Raw genomic sequence first — 21,127 nt, 5'->3', positions numbered from 1 at the left:
ACTTTACGTCGGTTTTTTTATGGATCCATATTGTTTAATGCAATGCTTAGCAGTCTGTTGGGTCGCCTTCAGTTGCTTCTTTACTAGCAATACAGGCTTCTTTTAATTTCTGCATGCCATCTTCTTTCAATTCTGCGCCTTCTTCTTCGGTGGCATCCATCATGTCTTCAACGCCATCTTTAGCTGACTCATAGACATCGCTAGTTGCATCGCTAACATCTTCCATTACGTCAGAGGCCTTTTCTTGCACCTCCTCCATTTTAGCTGCGGTTTCTTTTTGAACTTCTGCTGCTTGCTCTTTAGTAGCTTCAGAACAACCTGACATACCAAATAAAGTAACAGTGATTAACATGGCTAGCGTGTTTTTTGACATTTTCATACGGGTTCCTAGTGTGGGTACGCGCAGTGCGTTACTGCGCAAAAGTAAAGGCGACGTGTCCATTACCGGCGCATATTATATACACAATTTAATTAAAGTTATTTTATTTCGTAAACCCCAAATCAAAGCGTGTTTTGTTATGTAATGTTGACTCAAGCCTTATTGCTTAAAACTAATATGTAAACAGCTAAACTCTCTTTCGAACCACCTTTAAGCAAAGCGGTCAAAAATAACACCCTATTTTAATAGCAAAATAGGGGCGGTATTTTTAGTTTCTAGCTAATGATATAGTCAATCCTATCTGTATGATAATGTTGAAAATCAGGGCTCAAATAAAGCGAAGGTTAGGCACTTTTCATCGACCAGCATGTAAGCAATATTGCACCATCCAAAATCAATAAACTAAGGTACACATAGCCATGAAAACACTCTCTCTGCTATCGCTGACTGCCATCACATTGGCCTTACTTGTCTCATGTTCACCAGTTGAACAAAACGCTAAACCAGAAACGACAGAAACCACAAAAATCATCCCAGTGGCTAAATATTCCCTCGCCCAGTGGTCGTTCAACCGTGACTTATTTGCTGGCGAGATGAACACGGTGGACTTTATCCATGCTGCGGGTGACATGGGTTTTGAAGGTGTTGAATATGTTAGTCAGTTTTTTAAAGATAAAGCCGACGATTTTGCTTATCTCGATACTCTGAATGCGGCGGCAAAACAGGCCGGTGTGCGTAATGTAATGCTGCAAGTGGACAACATGGGTAACTTAGGTGCGTCTGATCCAGCAGAAAGAGCACAAGCCATTGCTGATGGCAAAACATGGGTAGATGCCGCGAGTTATTTAGATTGTGACACAATGCGAGTGAACGCCCATGGTGAAGGTGATGCAGAGCAAGTTAAGGCATTTAGCATTGAATCCATTGCGGAGTTGGCCCAATACGCTAATAGCAAAGGGGTGCAAATCATCATCGAAAACCATGGTGGTATTTCTAACAATGGGGCATGGTTAGCCGACCTTGTTGCCCAGCTTGCCGACCACAATGTCGCCAGCCTCGTTGACTTTCATAATTGGTGTGTTGAGCGTGAAAATGGCCAGCTGTGGGGCGCCCCCTGTATTAAAGAATACGATTATTACCAAGGTTTTGCCGAGTTGATCCCCTCGGCCCAAGGTGTCAGTGTCAAAGCCTTTGAATTTGATGCACAAGGCAACGAAACCACTATGGACATTGTGCGTTTTTTCCAGCTCATGAAGGACGCAAACTATGATGGTTATCTAGGTATAGAGTATGAAGGCGATACTTTGCCTTCACGGGACGGCATACTAAAAACCAAAGCCTTGGCTGAAAAAAGCTGGCAGGCGGTTAACCAAGAATAAAGTGAAAAATTGTTTTTTCTAGATAAGATGACAGCTTAGTCATCTTGTTTATAAAACCTAAGTAGCCAGCTTATTCACCACCAGCTCACAAAGCCTATGGGTATCAAGAATTGCTTGGCTGCTGCTTGTGTTGTTAGTGCCAACGTCCAACTGCAACAGCATATCATCGATCATATTCACAAAACCGCGTTTAAATAGGGTGCTTTGCCAGTCGTTAAATTTTAAGGGGCTGGCGGTATTGTTTTCCCACACTTGGCCTTCGCTTAAATTTTCAATCTGCCATTTTTTGTTTTGGGCGTAATATTCTAAACGCTCTTCATTTGCACCATTGAGGCGATTCATCATGCCACTAAATAAACAACCTCCATGTTGCCATTGCACCTGCAAGGCACCCAGCATACCCAACTCTTGGTGGGCAAAAACTTCAATATTGCTGGGCATGCTACCAGCGCGATGACGCAAATAATCCAGCACATGAATAAAATCATCATAGATATACTGCCGTGGCTTAGCGGGTAAATTATAACGATTTTTTTGATAGTGAATTTGTATCGCAGCAGTGCCAACAACGTGCTGATACGAAGGTGCAAAACGACGATTAAAACCCATAATCAAGGGCAGGTTTTTATCTGCCGCCAAATTAAGCAGTTTCTCACACTCAGCAAAGTGATAACTGATGGGTTTATCCATAAAAACCGGAATTCCGGCCTGTAAAAATTGCTGGGCCAAGGCAAAATGGCTGTCGGTAGCAGAATGGATCATTACTGCATCAGGGTGGCTAGCAAGTAAATCACTTACATTGTTATAACTCTCATTAATACGATATTGCGTTTGCAAACGCGCCAAGGTTTTGCTGTTGCGTGTACAAAGTACGGGATTAATCTTTGGGTGGTTTGCCACTATGGGCAAATAAGCCTTTTGGGCAATATCCCCCAAGCCCAACATCGCAATTCGCATAATCTAATCCTAACGATAAAACCCGTGCCTAACTGCTCTCAAAAATAGCGTTTGAATGCACATTAAGTGTTTTAAATTTTGTTCCGCGATAACACAAAACGGCAGCCTGAAGCTTGGAACAATATTATTCCAAGCTCGGAATTTGACCTATGCGCGCAATCATTTCAGTAATAATTTGTAAATCGAGTAAAAACTGATCGACACGTTTAAATTCATTAGCATTATGGCCTGAATATTTTTGATCTGGCATGGCTAGTCCAAATTGCACGCCATTGGGCAAGTTGTGCACCGACGTACCGCCACTTGACGAGCCAAACTCACGAGGCATAGATAAGTTTTCGCTGGCTACATCTAACAAGGCATTGACCCACGCTCCTTTGGGATTGCGATACATGGGTTCACTCATGTATATATCGTAGGCCACATTGACCCCACTACTTTTGTTCCATTTAGCTAATTTATCCATGATTTCCTGTTGTAACTTAACTACGTCACGGCCAACAGGAACACGTAAATTAACCCCAACTTGCAAACTGTCATCATCAAGTTTAATTTGGGTAAGGGAGCTGGTCAGCGGTCCCATAAAATCATGAGAAAAATCGATACCCAAGGTTTTACCTAGATAATCCAAACCCCAATTAGCAACGACATAATCAGCAGCGTCGGTTATATGGTTAAGTTTAAACAGTGCTTTTTGTTGTTGCACTGAGTGAATAAAAACAAACATTCTGGATACAGGATTCACCCCAGACTCAGGTTCTGAAGAGTGAGCTGAAACTCCTTTTACTGTTAATTCTACCCCTTGAGAAGTGGCCGCAGCATGGATTGAAAAATCTCCTCCATTAGCTACTACAAATTTTTCACCCAAGAGATTGAGCTGACTCACTAAGGCTGTAGCATCTGTTGTAGTGATGGTAACGACACTTGCCGCCGGAATTTGATTAATCGCCAAACCACCGCTAATGCTTACTATTTCAGCTAAAGCTGATTGCTTAGCCTGCCCAGAGCGTGAAGGGAAGGTCGCGGTAATGCCAGCAAAGCCTTTTTCAGCAATCACTACTGGATAACCGCCATCCAGAGCCAAGTTATAATTAGGTGTCGGGTTGCGTGCAAAATAATAGGGTATCGCCTCTGACGTGGTTTCTTCAGTGGTATCAATCAACAAGTTAAAATTGCGCAACAAAGGAATGTTTTCTTCCTGAATGACTTTCATGGCGTACAAAGAAACGACAATGCCATTTTTGTCATCTTCGGTGCCACGGCCATACATACGATCGCCAATCAGGGTGAGTTTAAAAGGGTCGAGTTTAGTGCCATCTTCAAGCCCCCATAACGAAGGTGTGACAGGCACCACATCGGCATGAGCATGAATACCTACCACCTCATCTGAACTGCCTTTAACAGAAACTTCATATACACGATTATCAATATTGCGAAATGCTAAATTAAAATCCTGAGCGATATTGGCTATTGCATCCGCCATCTTATGAAACTGCGGATTATCGTGTTGCTCAAGGCCTTCCACATTAAAGGTTGGAATAGCCACCAACTGCGCCAGCGTATTCATCGCAGCTTGGCCATATTTAGCACGGCTATATAAACCTAATAATCGCTGCATCTGATGCAACTCGGTATCTTGCAGCGTTTTATTCGCACGATACTTTTTAATAGCTACAAGCACTGACTCTTGCTGACTAAGCGTTTTTGATGAAACTAGCTGAGCCAAAAAATCATCAAACTTATCAGCTGCTTGCACCTTTGAATTAGCAAGAACTTGGCTCGCTAACTGTGCCGACAAATTAGCCGTAGGCTCTGCCGCATAAACCACGTTAATAAAGCCCATTACCAGCACCACACCTGTCTTTAACACGATATTCAAATCTAATATTCCTTTGATTTATAAAAATGGGGGCTTAGGACTATGCCAAATCGGCATCCTAAAAAACGATGGTGTAGCGCTAATACTAAAAGATCGTAAGTTTAACTAGTTTGCCACTTAAGGCGATGTAAAGCCCAACAAAACTTATACCAATTCCATTAAATAAATAGGCACTTAGAACGCGTCCAGCGGTTTGATTAAAGCTTAGCTGATACATAATCCAAAGCACCACAAATGGCCGCGACTTGGGCAAGGATACAAATTTCACCGTCAACTTTAGGGCTATCAGGGTAGACCTCAGTCGTCGTCGTATATTTGGCATGTGTCGCACTGGCGCACAAACCAAGTTGCTGCAGTGGATAGTTGATAACCCCTTGTTGGGTCACAGCTGAGCCAATGATCATGCCTTGCTTATCAGAAGGCGCAATGTGAGTTACCTGCTCAACCGCAACAATTACTGCACGTTGAAAATCGTGACAGGGGTTTTCAGTATCGCCCACCGCATAAAAACCATCAGGAATTTCCCAACATTTTTGCTCTATCGCATCCCGAGCCGCCAATGCTGGGCGAAATTCGCTATTATCGCTATCTGTGGTTTCATGCAAATCGATGTGCACTAAAATATTCATGTCTACTACCAATGCCAGTAAAGCGGCGGATTCAGCTGCTGGGCTATTAGCATAAAACGAACGGTTAGGATCTATCGCTTCAGGGTTCCAACGATTAACAGTTTCATAAGCCCAAGGACTAATACAAGGTGCGATTAACAGGTTAAAATGTTTGGTATAGTGTTGCGCTTTAGTACTGGCAAAACGTAAGGCTCCATGTACACCACTGGTTTCGTAACCATGCACACCACCGGTGATGAGTGCCGTTGGTTTAGTGTCGTCCCAGTCCTGGGTTTTTAGGGCAAATAGTGGATAGTCATTTTTGTATGCTAACTTGCCATATTGATGAATCTCAAACTGCTCTGCCAAAGCCTCAACCTGACTTAATACATCGGCCTGATAAGAACGTTTTATCGTCTGCAAAGCCAGCCATTGCGCTTTTTCCACGCTTCCCCATTTTATGCCAAGAGTGCCGATGGGATAGCCGCTATCGTTTTGCATATTTATCCTTATTGTTCAATGGGTAGCGTGCCTTACATTGTTCAAGGCCGCTACTTAAATGGCAAGTGTATGCCCCTAGCTTACTTGCTTAACATGTCTGCAGGCAAACCCAGCTCACATTTTTTACAGTTTAATAAAAAGCCTAACATTGCGTTGCGCCCATCAACTGTTGTTACCCAAGGGCGATTAATCCAAGGTGGATTATGCCGCACATGTTGAAAATGCCCACATGCGAGTTCTGCCACCCAATCATGTTGTTCATCTTGATGGTATGCCACTATAGCTTGTTGCATAGCTATGTCTTAACTAGCCAATTGCTGTAATTTTTCGATGATGCTTAGATTCGCTGCAGGGAAATCGTATTGTGCTAAATCGGCTATTTTCACCCAACGACTTAGCTGGTTTTCTTGCGAACTTGGCTCGCCACTAAACTCTTCAACCAACATGACATCAAGCCTGACCTTTTTATCGCCGTAATCATGTTCAATCACCATCAAGGGGATGGGGTTGAGCACCTGAATGTTCACTTCTTCGAATAACTCACGGATTAGCGCTTGGGCGATAGTTTCGTCAGCTTCTTTTTTACCACCTGGAAATTCCCACAAACCGCCTTGATGCAAAGTGTCGGCTCGTTTACTGACATAGATCATATCTTGACGTTTGATCACACCCACGGCCACGTCGACTATTTTCATTAGTTCCTCTCAATGTATAAACTAAAAAGTCGAACCTAAGTTCGACCTTTTATAACCTTAAGTACTATCTAACCCGCTTAAACTTAACTTAGTTTACCGTGACATTGTTTATACTTTTTACCTGAGCCACAAGGGCAAATGTCATTACGACTAATCTTTGGCCCTTGACGTAATCCCTCTTCGGCTGTCGGTGGCGCTTTAGGCTCAGCTGGTGATTGGTGCTCAAACTGTTTAGGTTGATTTTGCGCGGCAATACGGCGTTTTTCTTCCATTTCTTCCACTTCAGATTCGGCTTTCACCTGTACCTTACTGAGGATGGTTACCACTTCAACTTTTAGTGTTTCAAGCATTTGTGAAAACAATTCAAAAGATTCACGTTTGTATTCTTGTTTTGGGTTCTTTTGTGCAAAACCACGCAAGTGAATACCTTGACGCAAATAATCCATCGCAGCCAAATGTTCTTTCCAATGGCTATCTAGGTTTTGCAACATCACAGCTTTTTCAAAGTGGCGTATTACAGGTGCACCAACTATGGCTTCTTTCTTGTTATACGCGTCAACTACTTGTTCGACGATGCGTTCACGTAACTTTTCTTCAAACAGTTTGTTGTCATCTGCCAACCATTGTTTGACTGGTATATCCAATAAAAAATCACCTTTAAAACGTGCTTCCAAACCTTCAATATCCCACATCTCATCAAGGGACTGCGGTGGAATATATTGATCAATCACCCCGTTGATTACATCTTCACGGATAGCCGCGATGGTTTCGCTAATATCACCTTCGTCGAGTAATTCATTACGTTGTTGATAAATAACTTTACGCTGATCATTGGCCACATCATCGTATTCAAGTAATTGTTTACGCATATCGAAGTTACGACCTTCAACTTTACGCTGAGCATTTTCAATGGCGCGAGTTACCCATGGATGTTCAATGGCTTCACCATGCTCCATCCCTAAACGTTTCATCATATTGCCCATTTTTTCTGAGGCAAAAATACGCATTAAGGCATCGTCTAAGGACAAGTAAAAACGTGAAGAACCTGGATCACCTTGACGACCTGCTCGACCACGTAACTGGTTATCTATACGACGTGATTCATGGCGTTCGGTACCGATGATATGCAAACCACCGGCCGCTAGTACGGCATCATGGTCAGCTTTCCATTCACTTTTGATTTTTTCTATGGTACCAGGCTTAGGATCATTGATTTTATCAATGGCAACCTGCCAGTTACCACCTAATACGATGTCAGTACCACGACCCGCCATATTGGTAGCGATGGTGATAGCGCCAGCCTTACCAGCCTGAGCGATGATATCTGCTTCTTGTTCATGGAACTTGGCGTTTAATACTTTATGGGGAATTTTCGCTTTTTTCAGAACGTTGGATAACAATTCAGAATTTTCGATAGAAACGGTACCCACCAAGGCAGGCTGTCCACGTTTCACACATTCTTTTATATCTTCCACTATGGCTTCGTATTTTTCTGCTGCAGTAAGATAAATCAAATCTGCTTTATCTTTACGTATCATAGGTTTATTGGTTGGAATAACCACAGTTTCCAAGCCGTAAATTGACTGGAACTCGAAAGCTTCGGTATCAGCTGTACCTGTCATACCTGCGAGTTTTTCGTATAAACGGAAATAGTTTTGGAAGGTAATAGACGCTAAGGTCTGGTTTTCGTTTTGGATTTTTACACCTTCTTTGGCTTCAACTGCCTGATGTAAACCCTCTGACCAACGACGTCCCTCCATGGTGCGGCCGGTATGTTCATCAACGATAACAATTTCGTTTTCTTTAACGATATAATCTACGTCACGGTTAAACAGTTTATGTGCCCGCAAGGCCGCGTTAACATGATGTAAATAAGAGATATTAGCGGCGGCAAAAAGTGATTCACCTTCAGCTAGAATACCCTCACGCAGTAAAATTTCTTCAACATGGATTTGCCCATGTTCGGTAAGGTGGATTTGTTTACCCTTTTCATCAATGGTGAAATCGCCTTCGCCGTTTTTCCCTTCTTCATCCTCTTTTTCTTGTTTGATTAATTCAGGGATGATGAGGTTAATTTTACGATACAGCTCAGAGCTGTCTTCCGCTTGACCAGAGATTATAAGCGGGGTACGTGCTTCATCGATTAAAATCGAGTCAACTTCATCGATGACCGCAAAGTGCAACCCCTTTTGTACACGATCTTCAGGGCTAAAAGCCATATTGTCGCGCAGGTAGTCAAAACCAAATTCGTTGTTAGTACCGTAGGTAATGTCTGCTTCATAAGCTGCTTTTTTCTGCTGGTGATTCATGCCCGGCACGTTACAACCAACACTCAGACCTAAAAATTCAAATAAGGGTCTGCTCCAATCAGCATCACGACGAGCAAGATAGTCGTTAACGGTAATAACATGCACACCCTTGCCGGTTAGAGCATTCAGATAGGTTGGCAAGGTAGACGTTAAGGTTTTACCTTCACCCGTGCGCATTTCAGCAATTTTCCCCTGATGTAGAACCTGACCACCGAGCATTTGCACATCAAAGTGACGCATGCCAAACACGCGTTTACTGGCTTCACGTACTACAGCAAAAGCTTCTATCATTATTTCGTCGGTACTAACACCTTCTGCTAAGCGAGCAGAAAATTCCGTGGATTTTGCTTTTAACTGCTCGTCACTTAAAGCTTCAAGCTCAGCTTCTAGTTGATTAATTTGACTAATAGAAACGTTAAGTTTTTTTAGGATACGGTCATTACGACTACCGAAAATTTTGGTGAGGATACTCGAAAACATCGATTTACAGCTTCCAATCTAATAATTAATTGCTACTGATTGCTGCTAATTACAACAATGCAGAGCAAGACAAAAATAAAACAATCGGCTCACAGGGAGCCGATTATCAATGATTCTACATTACGCGTTAATTCAAACATGTAGTGTTAAAAACTAGTCCCGATAAACATAGGGCAAGGGATCTAGCTGCTGGCCTTTGCGTAATACTTCATAATGTACGTGAGCACCTGTCGAACGTCCGGTATTGCCCATGTAGGCAATCTGTTGACCTTTGGTTACCACGTCACCTATCTTAACATTAAGTTGCTTGCTGTGTCCGTAACGAGTCACTAAACCTTCGCCATGATCAATTTCAACCAACAAGCCGTAACCACTACGATCATCAGCCCATGTCACTACCCCGGCAGCAGTAGCCATAACGGGGTCACCTTCTTTACCAGCAAAGTCGACACCTTTATGCATTGCGGGCATACCACTGAAAGGATCTTTACGCACACCGTAATGAGACGATAACCAACCCGAGGTAACAGGGCGACCCGTCAAACGACTCTGGTCTGTTATATGGTGACTCAACATTATAGATTCAAGGGCATTAAGCTGTTGAGTTTTATGTTGGATTTGTCCCAACATAAAATCCATCTTAGTAAGTAGACTATCGTTAATCTGAATATCAGCATTTGCTATTTCTTCCGGACCACCCATAGCAGGTAATTGGTTAAAACTAAATTCATCAGGATTCAAACTAGCTTGTTCGACTAATCGTGCCCCCAAGGCATCCAAACGTAATAACTGGCTTTGCATATCCGCCAGTTTTAAAGTCATGCCAGTGAGTTGTTGGTGAGTAATATTTTTCAGTTCATCTACTTCTTTTGCTTGTTGTTCAAACCCCGTTTTGGCGTAACCAACCCTTGATAGGTTGTCATCAACGCTGTTGCTTGAACGGCTGGAAATCAAAAAAACACCACAAATAGCGATCAATGCAATAATTAATTTTGGTTTGTCTGCACTAAATTTGAGGCGTGTTTTTTCACTTCTTATGAGTAAGGTTAATTTCATTTTATAGTTTTACCTCTTTATAAAAAGTCAAACACTGGATACTTCTGACTTGCTTAATCAAATACTTAGCTTGGATAAGTATCGACTATTAATTACACGTATTAACCAACCTTGTGGAGAATAGATAGGAACACTTTAGCTATCGGCGTTTTTAACCTTTTTGCCAGATTAACACAATGCTTAATACAACAAAAAGCGTAAAAAGTACTTAGGTATATATCCGTGTCACTTATGTGAATCTGTTAAGGTGACAAGGCTAAAATTGAAAATGCCGCATTATGTGCGGCATTTTTAATGAGTAAACTTAACTAGCGAGTACTGGCGAGGCAAAACGTATGGGCATTTCCTCTGGGGACTCGTAACTGACAAATTCCCAGCATTTTTTATTGTCCAACAAGGCATTTAATAATTTGTTATTCAGCCCGTGGCCGGTTTTATAGGCACGTAATTCGCCAATAATACTGTGGCCTCCTAAATACAAATCACCAATTGCATCAAGAATTTTGTGTTTTAAAAACTCGTCGCTATAACGTAAACCTTCAGGATTTAATACGCGATATTCATCCAATGCGACAGCGTTTTCCATGCTGCCACCTAAGGCCAAGTTAAGTGAGTTCATATACTCTAAGTCTTTCATAAAACCAAAAGTACGGGCACGACTGACTTCTTCCACATAAGAGCTAGAGTTAAAATCCAGTACCATGTGTTGACGGGTTTGACTGATGACTGGATGATCAAAATCGATACGAAAATCCACTCTAAAACCGTCATGAGGGCGTAACTCTGCCCACTTATCACCATCAGTAACTTTAACGGCTTTGGTTATTTTGATAAAACGTTTAGCTGCGTTTAACTCTTCTATGCCAGCGGATTGCAGTAAAAAGATAAAAGGACTAGCACTACCATCCATGATGGGTAGTTCATCACTGTCTACTTCAACAATGATGTTATCTATGCCTAAACCCGCCAACGCAGAAGCTAAATGCTCAACAGTGGAAATTTTTGCGCCTTGTTCATTACTGATACAGGTACATAACATCGTATCGCCAACAGCATTAGCTCGGGCTGGAATATCCGCATAAGGCTCAAGATCAACGCGGCGAAATACAATACCTGTATTTGCCGGCGCAGGCCGGAGAGTCATAGTGACCTTGTCACCTTTATGCAAACCAATTCCAGTTTCCTGAACAGCTTGTTTGATGGTACGTTGTTTAATCATCTACCTCTTGCTCACAATTGATGACTCAATAGTCTATTGTAATAAGTAATGTTGTAATAAAAATCGGCGCATATGGTATTAAAAATGCTTAGCCTTGTCAAAAAACTGTCATAACTCTATGTTATTGCAGCATATGCCTAAATTTCACAGAATCAATATCTGACAACACCTTTAACCATTAAATTCCCAACAAAGTCTTATTAATCAGCTTGTTTACGCAAAAATGCGGGAATATCCAAGTATTCAAAGTCTCCGCTGCTTTCATGTTTATCTTCTTGCATAGAAGAACGTAAACTTTCGCTAGTAATGCTGTTAGACACGACAGCTCCACCATTGCCCTGCAATTTGAATTCATTGTGATCATTCATTTGGCGAGGTGCGCGATTTGATACTAAAGAAATATCAGGTTTACGCTCAGTGCCAATACCGGTTGCAACAACGGTTACACGTAGTTCGTCTGTCATATCCATATCAATAACGGTACCGATAACCACAGTGGCATTTTCAGAAGCAAAGGCTTTAACCGCATTACCCACTGTTTCAAATTCATCAATCGAGAAACTTGGACCAGCAGTAATGTTAACCAAAATACCACGAGCGCCAGACAAATCGATGTCTTCCAATAATGGACTTGCAATAGCAATTTCGGCGGCTTCTTCGGCACGATCTTCACCGCTAGCACAACCATTACCCATCATCGCTGTGCCCATTTCAGACATTACTGTTCTGACATCGGCGAAATCCACGTTGATCAAACCTGGGCGAGTGATCAATTCAGCAATACCTTGTACCGCACCACGTAGTATATCGTTGGCAGCACTAAAGGCTTGTAATAACGGCGTGCCTTTAGGTAATACTTTTAATAATTTTTCGTTAGGAATAGTAATCAACGAATCCACATATTTGGATAACTCCGCAATACCTTGCTCGGCAAAATCAGTACGTTTACGACCTTCAAACGGAAAAGGTTTAGTCACTACTGCAACCGTTAAAATACCCATTTCTTTGGCAATTCTGGCCACTTCAGGCGCAGCACCTGTGCCTGTACCACCGCCCATACCCGCTGTGATAAATACCATATCTGCACCTTCCAGACATTGGCGAATGGTTTCTGCGTCTTCTTCAGCCGCCTGACGACCAATATTAGGGTTGGCGCCAGCGCCCAATCCTTTAGTCACCGCAGAACCAATCTGTATGGTTACATTGGCTGCAGAGCTGCGTAGTACCTGAGCATCGGTATTAACTGCAATAAATTCCACCCCTTCAATAGAGTGTTTTACCATGTGCTCAATAGCGTTACCGCCACCGCCGCCCACGCCGATCACTTTAATGATTGCTTCTTCGCTGTGACTATCCATTAATTCAAACATTTTTACTCTCCGGTCTTAACGTGTATGCAGTGATGCTTTTTCCTTAGCCCATTGCACATTTAAAAAAGGTTAAAGGTCAAATCGGCTAAAACTCGCCTTTAAACCAACTTTGTATTCTTTGCCAGGGTCCATCACTGACTTTATTTTTACTGGCTAATTTATTGAGTAAATGCACCTTACCGTATTGTAGCAATCCTACTGCGGTGGCAAATTTACTGTCTTCTACATACTCAGCTAGGCCTTTTATCCCTAAAGGAATGCCAACCCTGACTGGCATTTGAAAAATCTCTTCAGCAAATTCAACCGCTCCTTCCATTTTGGCGGTACCACCGGTCAGGACTATGCCTGCGGCAATTTGCTCTTCAAAACCACTGGCGCGAATTTCATCGTGCACCAGCTCAAATAATTCTTGATAGCGTGGCTCAATAACTTCAGCCAATGTATGGCGTGACATGGCTCTGGCAGGACGCCCGCCCACACTATGCACTTCAATGCTTTCTTCCATGCTGACCATGTCTTTTAAAGCACAGGCATAGTTAATTTTTATTTCTTCTGCGTGATTCAGCGGCGTGCGAAAAATCTTGGCAATATCACTAGTGATCTGATTACCTGCTACCGGAATAACCGCGGTATGACGTATCGCGCCATCGGTATAAATCACCATGTCCATAGTGCCACCACCGATATCCACTACACACACACCTAACTCTTTTTCGTCGTCAGTTAATACTGCGTAACTTGATGCCAGTGCAGAAAAGATCATGTGATCGGCACTTAGTTCACAGCGCTCCACACATTTCACTAAATTTTTGGCCATATCATCGGCGCAGGTAATGATGTGAGCTTCAGCCTCCATCCTGACACCTGACATGCCAATCGGGTTTTTTATGCCTTCTTGTACATCAATAGTGAATTCTTGTGGTAATACATGCAGCAATTTACGCTCGGCCGCGATAGGTACTGAACGCGCAGCATGGATTACATTGTCCACATCTTCCTGCGTCACTTCCTGATTGTTAATCGGCACCATGCCACTTTCGTTTTGGCATTTCACATGACGACCAGAAATCGACATAAACACCGAAGACACTCGGCAATCGGCCATCAATTCCATTTCATGTACTGCACGTTTTACCGATTGCACTACCAAATTAAGATCGTTAACACCACCCTTATCCATACCTTTAGACGAGTGACTGCCCACACCGACTATGCTGATGTTGTTATCGTCGAGCAATTCACCGACCACAGCCTTAACGTTACTGGTGCCTATGTCTAAGCCAACAATGAGTTTGCGTTCTACCACCTTAGACATCTTATTCTCTACCCACTTTAATTAACTCTCACGTTGTTTGGTTTTAGTTGGCGCAGTGTTTTGCACACTGAGCCAACCCACGGCTAAACCTGTGTCATAACGTAAATCCACATAATCCACCGCTTTTTCTTGGGAGGATATCAGTGGAAATACATCAACAAAGCGTTGCAACCTGTCTATAAATTCACTACGGCCTAAATTGAGTTTGATGCCATTACCTAAATGCAAATTCCAAGCAAAACGCTCACTCAAAAATAATTCCGTAATGTGTAAATCTGCTACTTCTAATAGCGACTGCATATCACGGTAACCTTGCAATGCAGTTTGCTCACTGCCACCTGGGCCAAATAAACTGGGTAATACCAGCTGAGCCTGATTAGCAATGGCAATACCATCAAATACTTCACCATGTTGATTGAGCAAAGAATCATCATTCCAACGTGCCGCTGGCAACTGCTCGACCACATAAATCTCTAAACCATTTGGCCAGCGTTTACGCACTGAGGCCCGATAAACCCAAGGTAATGCTTCGATATCATGGTGGGTTTGCGCCACATCCAATTCAAAAAAGCTACCGGGTTGTGATTCTCTTACCAAACGTTCTACTTGTTGGTCATCAATAAATTTACGTTCGCCCGATATCACGATTTTCTGCACCGGTGCTTGTTGTTCATCATCTAACCAATCAACTAGCTTTACCGTACCAATAACCAACACCACCAATAAGGTCAGCAAAAACGCGATGCCGATAAACATCTGCGAACGTGCTTGTGGTGGCGGTAATTGGAGCTGCTCGTTCATTTTAGTTGCTTGCTCCCTGCATTGAGGTAGCTAAAACCGCTAATGACAAATCACTAAAACTTAAGCCCGCCTGTTTAGCCGCCATAGGCACTAAACTTTTTTCTGTCATACCCGGCACCGTATTGGCTTCCAACAAATAAAACTGACCGGCCTTATCTTGCATAAAATCAATGCGCCCCCAACCACTGCCATCCAAAGCGGCAAAGGCATCCAAAGCCAACTGCGCTAATTGCGCTTCGAGCTCAGAACTTAATCCACTTGGGCAAAAGTACTCAGTAGTATCAGCTTGATACTTGGCGGTATAGTCGTAGAAAAAACGGGGTGTAGACATACGAATAGAAGGTAGCGCTTGCCCATTAAGCAAGCTCACAGTGAATTCAGAACCTTGAATGAACTGCTCGATCAAGACGTGATCATCATATTCAAATGCGTCTTGAATGGCTGTTTCTAATTGTTGTGTATTATTTACTCTGGTCATGCCTATGCTCGATCCCTCTTGCGCAGGTTTAACCATCACCTCATTCCCCAATTTGGCCATTATAGCCTCGCAAGATCCCGCATCAAAGGAACTTTTATCAGCAATTTCATATTGGGCTGTAGGTAGCCCCAAACTTTGCCAGATTTGTTTGCTACGAATTTTATCCATACACAAAGCAGAGCCCAAAACACCACTACCGGTATAAGGTAAATTGAGTTGCTGTAAGGCACCTTGCAGCGAACCATCTTCTCCGCCACGACCATGTAACATGATAAGTACACGGCTAAATTGCTGGCTCAGCAAGTCTGTTAATGGTTGTTCGGCTGGGTCAAAACGATGAGCATCAATACCCTGACTCAACAAACTTTGCAAAACTGCATTACCTGAACGTAATGACACCTCACGTTCGGCCGACTTGCCACCAAACATGACGGCGACTTTGCCAAAGGCTGAAGGAGCTAAAACATTAACTAGGCTCATGACTTCATCCCTTTATGCAGCGCTTTAGGCTGCAGCTGAGTGGCTTGTAAAAATTTAGCGATTTGGCCAATATTGCCAGCACCTTGAGTCATCACTATGTCTTGATCCAACATGATATCGGATAAAATCGAAGGTAATTCGTCAACACTTGCCACATATACAGGTTCAAGTTCCCCACGTTGGCGAATAGAGCGACACAGAGCCTTACTGTCAGCGCCATCGATAGCGGGCTCACCAGCCGAATAGACCTCAAGCAGTAACAAGACATCGACCTTCGACAATACCTGTACAAAATCTTCATACAAATCACGGGTACGGGTATAACGATGCGGTTGGTAGGCCATAACTAAACGACGATCAGGCCAGTTATTGCGTGCCACCGCGATAGTTGCGGCAACTTCGGTAGGGTGATGACCATAGTCATCAACTAAGACTACCTGCCCTTTATCAGTGGCAAAATCGCCGAGCAATTCAAAACGACGGCCAATGCCAGAAAATCCTGCTAACGCTTTTACTATAGCCTGATCATCAACACTTTCATCAGTAGCCACAGTGATAGCTGCCAAAGCGTTAAGCACGTTGTGTTTTCCAGGAATATTTAATTTTATTCGCAAAGGTTCAGCATTAGGGCGAATAACGCTAAATTCACTATGATTAAAACCTAACTTTACATCCACTGCACGCACATCGGCTTCTTCAGACACACCATAGGTCAGATACTTACGACCAATACGGGGCAATAAACTCTTAACCACAGGATCATCAATGCACAACACGGCTAAACCGTAAAACGGCAAGTTATGTAAAAAGTCGATATAGGTGTCTTCCATTTTTTGGAAGTCACCCTGATAGGTATCCATATGATCGGCTTCAATATTGGTGACTACAGATACCATGGGCTGCAAATGAATAAACGAGGCATCACTTTCATCGGCTTCGGCAATCAGGTAACGACTGGCACCTAAACGAGCATTAGTACCGGCACTATTCAACAAACCACCGATAACAAAAGTTGGGTCTAGTTCAGCTTGTGCAAAAATAGTCGCAATTAAACTGGTGGTCGTGGTTTTACCGTGAGTACCGGCGATGGCGATACCGTGGCGAAAACGCATTAGTTCAGCCAGCATCTCAGCGCGGCGGATCACGGGAATACGTAGCTCCATGGCGGCATTGACTTCAGCATTTTTAGGATCAATCGCACTGGATACCACTACTACATTAGCACTCTCAACATTAGAGGCTGCATGGCCAATAAAAATAGTAGCACCAAAGTTTTGCAAGCGTTCGGTCATGGCATTGGCCTGACGATCAGAGCCAGAAATTTGATAACCTTCGTTTAACAATACTTCGGCAATACCACCCATACCGGCGCCACCGATACCCACAAAATGAATGCGTTTAATTCTACGCATTTCCGGTACGTGGTAATTAATCGCTGGATTTTTTAACATGTTGTCTCCTGTGCAAGTTGTTCGCATACATGGGCAACATCTTTAGCGGCATCTATCCGTGCCAGGGTTTTCGCTTTTTGACTCATTTCGACTAATTTTTCAGGTTGAGATAAACAATTAATAATTAAGGCGCGCAACTTACTCACGGTAAATTGCGACTGTGGAATTAAAAATCCCGCATTGGCAGAGGCCAGTACTTGAGCATTTTTGCTTTGATGATCATCTACGGCGTGAGGCAGCGGCACAAAAATAGCGCAAACGCCGGCAGCCGCAACTTCAGCCACGGTTAACGCTCCTGCACGGCAAATCACCAAATCAGCCCAGGCATAAGCAGCAGGCATATCATCGATAAACTCAGTGACTTGCCAGTTGTCTTGCAGCATAAAATGGGTTTGATAAGCGGATTGCAAGCCAGCTAAATGACCTTTACCACTTTGATGACGAATTTGTATATCAGCGATATTTGCAATTGCTTGCGGCACTATTTGATTGAGGATCTGTGCACCTAAACTGCCGCCGACCACCAAAATATTCATCGGCAGTTCAAGGCTTGATTTAGTCGCTAAACTAGCAAACTCCTGACGCACAGGATTGCCCACCCATTGGAATTTGTTATCACTGACATGCGCATTTTTCTGCTGCGCAGGAAAAGTATTGGCAAAGCCAGTAAGCACTTTGGTGGCCAGCTTGGCCAGAATTCTGTTTGTCATGCCAGGCGCGGCATTTTGCTCATGCACTACCAAGGGGGTATTGTTCAGCCATGCTGCAATGCCACCTGGGCCACTGGCAAACCCACCTAAACCTATTACCACATCAGGCTTAAAGTTTTTGATGACTTGTGCCGCCTGTATTACTGATTTCATAATTTTAAAGGGCGCGGCTAACAAACGCAGCAAACCATTATTACGTACCCCGGCGACATCAATAAAACTGATGGCATAACCGGCTTTGGGTACTAAGTCTGCTTCCATTCTTTCGCTGGTGCCTAACCAATGGATTTGCCACTGTTTATCCGCCAGTATTTTTGCCACCGCTAATCCAGGAAACACGTGACCGCCAGTACCCCCAGCCATCACTAATAAACGTTTAGTCATGGTGGCCTCCTGCAGTACCCAATTTTGCACTACGATTAGCCAAACTATCGATGACTTGTTTAACCGAGTTTTTTGCTTCGCTCATGCGCGAGTCAGGCTGGGCCAAGGCTTTTTTCTGACCTCGGGCACCTAAACCTTTATTCATGGCCTGAATGCCATCTACCCGTAACTCAAAATCTATGCGTACTAAGATGGCCACCGCAATCGCCATAATGATTAAACTCGAACCACCATAACTTAGCAGTGGAAAAGTTAAACCCTTGGTTGGTAGTATCCCTGCGCTAGCACCAACGTTAACGGCTGTTTGCAGGCTAAACCAAATACCAATGGAATAGGCTAAATAGGCATCAAAAGGGCGTTCTTTACGTAAGGCTAAATTGCCTATACGCATTGCTTTAAATACGATGGAAAACATCAAAACCAATACACATAAAACCCCAGCAAAACCAAACTCTTCGGCCAAGATTGCCATGATAAAGTCGGTATGAGCCTCAGGAAGATATTCGAGTTTTTGTAAACTATTGCCCAAACCTTGACCAAATACATCACCACGCCCATAAGCCATTAAAGATTGGGTTAACTGATAACCGCTGCCAAAAGGATCGGCCCAGGGATCTAAAAATGAGGTGATACGTTTCATGCGATATTCTTCAAACACGATCAACATGATCACCGCTAAACTGCCAGTAATGGCTAAACCAAAAAACTGCCATAACTTAGCGCCAGCTAAAAACAGCAAACCAACGGTCGTACACAACATCACCACCACTGTGCCTAAATCCGGTTGCAATAACAGCAAAAAGGCTAAAACAAAAAACACCGCGAGGGGTTTTATAAAACCACGGATATTTTCAGTGACTTCTTCATAACGTCTGACCAAATATCCTGCCAAATAACAAAAGAAAAACAGCTTGGCTGGCTCGGCAGCTTGCACAGTAATAGGGCCTAGTACTAACCAACGAGTACTACCATTCACACTACGCCCAATCAGTAATACCGCGATTAACAAGGCAATGGCCAACAACAGTAACCAAACGTTAGTCATACGCCACCAACGCATAGGAACTTGCATGACGATCATGGCAGCAAAAAAGGCCAACATAATGTAGATGCCGTGACGAATAGCAAAGTAAAATGGGTTATCGAATAATCTGGCCGCAACTGGCATAGAGGCCGAGGTCACGATGACTAGTCCAATAAATAACAAAGCAATACTGAATAAAATCAGGACGGCATCATAAGGACGACGTAGTTCTGGCAAAGTAGCATTGGGCTTTTTAACCGCAGCCTTATCATGGCGCTGACTAAACATGCTTTTCAGCGCGTCGCTTTTGTCAGTTAAAAAGTTCGTCGTCAGGAATTTCATAAGGACAACGCCTGTACAGCTTTAATAAAACATTCGCCACGATGCTGATAGTTATTAAACATATCCAAGCTGGCGCAAGCCGGTGACAACATCACAATGTCTTGGGGCTGAGCATAATCAAAAGCCACTTTAACCGCTTGCTCTAAGCTAACAACTTTAACTGTGTCTGATTTAAGCGCAGCAATTTTATCGCCATCTTTACCTAAGGTGATCAGCAAATCCACTGAGCCTTTTAGTAAGTCTGCCAAGGGACTAAAGTCTGCACCTTTACCTTCGCCACCAGCGATTAAGACCAATCTACCTTGGCAGTTTTCTGCAATGCCTTGAATAGCCGCTTGAGTGGCGCCAACATTGGTCGCTTTAGAATCGTTGATCCAGCGCACACCATTTAGCATTGATACGGTTTGACAGCGATGGGCTAAGCCGCCAAAACTTTTAGCGCCCTGTTTAACAGCGTTAATATCAACTCCGGCCAACAGCGCTAAGCCGGCAGCAGCTTGTATGTTTAACATATTGTGAGCGCCTACTAACAGACACTCACTGCTGCTTAAAAATACCTTTGCATCTAACAAAATCGTGGCACTGGATTTATCCCAGCTAAAACCTTGTGTACTAGCTGAAAGGCCAAAACTCAAATCCATCTGCTGTTTAATTGGCTGAGTTGCCACTTCATCACGACTGGCCACCACGTATTTAGCATTATGATAAATAAGGTGTTTGATGCGCTGATAGTTTTGCATATTGCCGTGACGATCAAGATGGTCATCACAAAAGTTCAAAATAGTTGCAGCTAAGGGTTTGAGAGATTGAGTGGTTTCCAGTTGAAAACTCGACAACTCCAACACGACTATGTCGGCTTCTTGTTCTAATAAATCTAAAGCTGGCACGCCGATATTGCCGCCCATCAAGACTTTCATGCCGGCAGCCTTGCACATTTCTACCACTAAATGAGTGACGGTCGATTTGCCGTTTGAGCCTGTAATAGCAATGACTGGCAAAGTATTAAAACGGGCAAAGAGCTCTATATCACCGATAACATTAACACCTGCTTCAACTGCTTGTTGGATTGCTGGGGTTTGTAAACTGACGCCAGGACTTACTACAACAAGGTCTGCTTTGTATAACTTGGCCGCATCAAACTCGCCAAGGTACAAGGGCACATCCACTTTGATACTTAATTCACTGCGACTATCCATAGCGGTAACATTAGCCCCTTGCGCCAATAAAAATTGCACGCAGGACAGGCCGGTAAGCCCCATACCTACTACTACAATATTTTTATCAACCAGACTAACACTTGCCATAAATAA

At 43.3% G+C, this 21,127-nt stretch carries 18 protein-coding genes; 1 reads left to right on the top strand and 17 read right to left on the bottom strand.

The features are described from left to right. Positions 1-46: 46 nt before the first annotated feature. Positions 47-379, bottom strand: coding sequence for a YtxH domain-containing protein (locus AX660_RS00175; protein WP_131811742.1), 333 nt, complete (start codon positions 377-379; stop codon positions 47-49). 419 nt (positions 380-798) lie between these two features. Between AX660_RS00175 and AX660_RS00170 the strand changes: the two genes are divergently transcribed. Further along, positions 799-1,758, top strand: coding sequence for a sugar phosphate isomerase/epimerase family protein (locus AX660_RS00170; protein ID WP_068370733.1), 960 nt, complete (start codon positions 799-801; stop codon positions 1,756-1,758). 57 nt (positions 1,759-1,815) lie between these two features. Here the strand turns inward: AX660_RS00170 and AX660_RS00165 are convergent, their stop codons facing one another. The 16 genes from AX660_RS00165 to murD form a co-directional block, all read right to left on the bottom strand. After that, positions 1,816-2,715, bottom strand: a complete 900-nt coding sequence (locus AX660_RS00165; RefSeq protein ID WP_068370730.1) for a Gfo/Idh/MocA family protein — start codon at positions 2,713-2,715, stop codon at positions 1,816-1,818. Positions 2,716-2,839: 124 nt separating this feature from the next. Then, the gene (locus tag AX660_RS00160) at positions 2,840-4,585 is read right to left on the bottom strand and encodes a dipeptidase (RefSeq protein ID WP_235594625.1); all 1,746 of its coding nucleotides are present in this window, start codon (positions 4,583-4,585) and stop codon (positions 2,840-2,842) included. A 206-nt stretch (positions 4,586-4,791) separates the two neighbouring features. Continuing rightward, complete coding sequence (locus AX660_RS00155) at positions 4,792-5,703, bottom strand: M14 family metallopeptidase (RefSeq protein WP_068370727.1); 912 nt, start codon at positions 5,701-5,703, stop codon at positions 4,792-4,794. A gap of 80 nt (positions 5,704-5,783) precedes the next feature. Next, complete coding sequence (locus AX660_RS00150) at positions 5,784-5,996, bottom strand: DUF3565 domain-containing protein (RefSeq protein WP_068370724.1); 213 nt, start codon at positions 5,994-5,996, stop codon at positions 5,784-5,786. Positions 5,997-6,005: 9 nt separating this feature from the next. Then, entirely contained in the window at positions 6,006-6,398 is a 393-nt protein-coding gene (mutT, locus tag AX660_RS00145) for an 8-oxo-dGTP diphosphatase MutT (protein ID WP_068370721.1), read from the bottom strand. A gap of 83 nt (positions 6,399-6,481) precedes the next feature. Then, positions 6,482-9,187: a preprotein translocase subunit SecA gene (gene secA / locus AX660_RS00140; RefSeq protein WP_068370718.1), complete on the bottom strand. Its 2,706-nt coding sequence runs from the start codon at positions 9,185-9,187 to the stop codon at positions 6,482-6,484. 153 nt (positions 9,188-9,340) lie between these two features. Continuing rightward, positions 9,341-10,243, bottom strand: coding sequence for a M23 family metallopeptidase (locus tag AX660_RS00135; protein WP_068370715.1), 903 nt, complete (start codon positions 10,241-10,243; stop codon positions 9,341-9,343). Between the two features lie 304 nt (positions 10,244-10,547). After that, positions 10,548-11,462 (bottom strand): UDP-3-O-acyl-N-acetylglucosamine deacetylase, encoded by a 915-nt coding sequence (gene lpxC, locus AX660_RS00130; RefSeq protein ID WP_068370712.1) that lies wholly within the window; start codon positions 11,460-11,462, stop codon positions 10,548-10,550. A gap of 200 nt (positions 11,463-11,662) precedes the next feature. Next, entirely contained in the window at positions 11,663-12,832 is a 1,170-nt protein-coding gene (gene ftsZ, locus AX660_RS00125) for a cell division protein FtsZ (RefSeq protein WP_068370709.1), read from the bottom strand. A gap of 85 nt (positions 12,833-12,917) precedes the next feature. Further along, positions 12,918-14,147, bottom strand: coding sequence for a cell division protein FtsA (gene ftsA / locus AX660_RS00120; protein WP_068370706.1), 1,230 nt, complete (start codon positions 14,145-14,147; stop codon positions 12,918-12,920). Positions 14,148-14,168: 21 nt separating this feature from the next. Continuing rightward, a complete protein-coding gene (locus AX660_RS00115; protein WP_068370703.1) occupies positions 14,169-14,948 on the bottom strand; it encodes a cell division protein FtsQ/DivIB in 780 nt (259 codons plus the stop codon). Between the two features lies 1 nt (position 14,949). Next, a complete protein-coding gene (locus AX660_RS00110; protein ID WP_068370700.1) occupies positions 14,950-15,906 on the bottom strand; it encodes a D-alanine--D-alanine ligase in 957 nt (318 codons plus the stop codon). After that, positions 15,903-17,357, bottom strand: a complete 1,455-nt coding sequence (gene murC, locus AX660_RS00105) for a UDP-N-acetylmuramate--L-alanine ligase (RefSeq protein WP_068370697.1) — start codon at positions 17,355-17,357, stop codon at positions 15,903-15,905. Before murC ends, AX660_RS00110 begins: the two co-directional genes overlap by 4 nt. Continuing rightward, positions 17,351-18,451, bottom strand: a complete 1,101-nt coding sequence (gene murG, locus AX660_RS00100; RefSeq protein ID WP_068370694.1) for an undecaprenyldiphospho-muramoylpentapeptide beta-N-acetylglucosaminyltransferase — start codon at positions 18,449-18,451, stop codon at positions 17,351-17,353. Before murG ends, murC begins: the two co-directional genes overlap by 7 nt. Beyond that, positions 18,444-19,817, bottom strand: coding sequence for a cell division protein FtsW (ftsW, locus tag AX660_RS00095; protein WP_068370691.1), 1,374 nt, complete (start codon positions 19,815-19,817; stop codon positions 18,444-18,446). The genes murG and ftsW overlap by 8 nt, the downstream gene beginning before the upstream one ends. After that, complete coding sequence (gene murD, locus AX660_RS00090; protein WP_068370688.1) at positions 19,814-21,121, bottom strand: UDP-N-acetylmuramoyl-L-alanine--D-glutamate ligase; 1,308 nt, start codon at positions 21,119-21,121, stop codon at positions 19,814-19,816. The genes ftsW and murD overlap by 4 nt, the downstream gene beginning before the upstream one ends. Between the last annotated feature and the right edge of the window lie 6 nt (positions 21,122-21,127).

It is taken from the genome of Paraglaciecola hydrolytica (assembly GCF_001565895.1).
Classification (GTDB): domain Bacteria; phylum Pseudomonadota; class Gammaproteobacteria; order Enterobacterales; family Alteromonadaceae; genus Paraglaciecola; species Paraglaciecola hydrolytica.
Note: the sequence above shows the minus strand (reverse complement) of the source record. Positions and strands in the feature narration are given on the sequence as shown.

Bases quoted from the DNA above. Each gene is read 5' to 3' on its own strand.
- AX660_RS00150 (WP_068370724.1), bottom strand. From the start codon at position 5,996: ATGCAACAAGCTATAGTGGCATACCATCAAGATGAACAACATGATTGG.
- AX660_RS00175 (WP_131811742.1), bottom strand. From the start codon at position 379: ATGAAAATGTCAAAAAACACGCTAGCCATGTTAATCACTGTTACTTTA.
- murC (WP_068370697.1), bottom strand. From the start codon at position 17,357: ATGTTAAAAAATCCAGCGATTAATTACCACGTACCGGAAATGCGTAGA.
- AX660_RS00165 (WP_068370730.1), bottom strand. From the start codon at position 2,715: ATGCGAATTGCGATGTTGGGCTTGGGGGATATTGCCCAAAAGGCTTAT.
- ftsA (WP_068370706.1), bottom strand. From the start codon at position 14,147: ATGTCTAAGGTGGTAGAACGCAAACTCATTGTTGGCTTAGACATAGGC.
- AX660_RS00155 (WP_068370727.1), bottom strand. From the start codon at position 5,703: ATGCAAAACGATAGCGGCTATCCCATCGGCACTCTTGGCATAAAATGG.
- secA (WP_068370718.1), bottom strand. From the start codon at position 9,187: ATGTTTTCGAGTATCCTCACCAAAATTTTCGGTAGTCGTAATGACCGT.
- murG (WP_068370694.1), bottom strand. From the start codon at position 18,451: ATGACTAAACGTTTATTAGTGATGGCTGGGGGTACTGGCGGTCACGTG.
- AX660_RS00115 (WP_068370703.1), bottom strand. From the start codon at position 14,948: ATGAACGAGCAGCTCCAATTACCGCCACCACAAGCACGTTCGCAGATG.
- AX660_RS00135 (WP_068370715.1), bottom strand. From the start codon at position 10,243: ATGAAATTAACCTTACTCATAAGAAGTGAAAAAACACGCCTCAAATTT.
- lpxC (WP_068370712.1), bottom strand. From the start codon at position 11,462: ATGATTAAACAACGTACCATCAAACAAGCTGTTCAGGAAACTGGAATT.
- AX660_RS00170 (WP_068370733.1), top strand. From the start codon at position 799: ATGAAAACACTCTCTCTGCTATCGCTGACTGCCATCACATTGGCCTTA.
- AX660_RS00110 (WP_068370700.1), bottom strand. From the start codon at position 15,906: ATGAGCCTAGTTAATGTTTTAGCTCCTTCAGCCTTTGGCAAAGTCGCC.
- ftsZ (WP_068370709.1), bottom strand. From the start codon at position 12,832: ATGTTTGAATTAATGGATAGTCACAGCGAAGAAGCAATCATTAAAGTG.
- murD (WP_068370688.1), bottom strand. From the start codon at position 21,121: ATGGCAAGTGTTAGTCTGGTTGATAAAAATATTGTAGTAGTAGGTATG.
- mutT (WP_068370721.1), bottom strand. From the start codon at position 6,398: ATGAAAATAGTCGACGTGGCCGTGGGTGTGATCAAACGTCAAGATATG.
- ftsW (WP_068370691.1), bottom strand. From the start codon at position 19,817: ATGAAATTCCTGACGACGAACTTTTTAACTGACAAAAGCGACGCGCTG.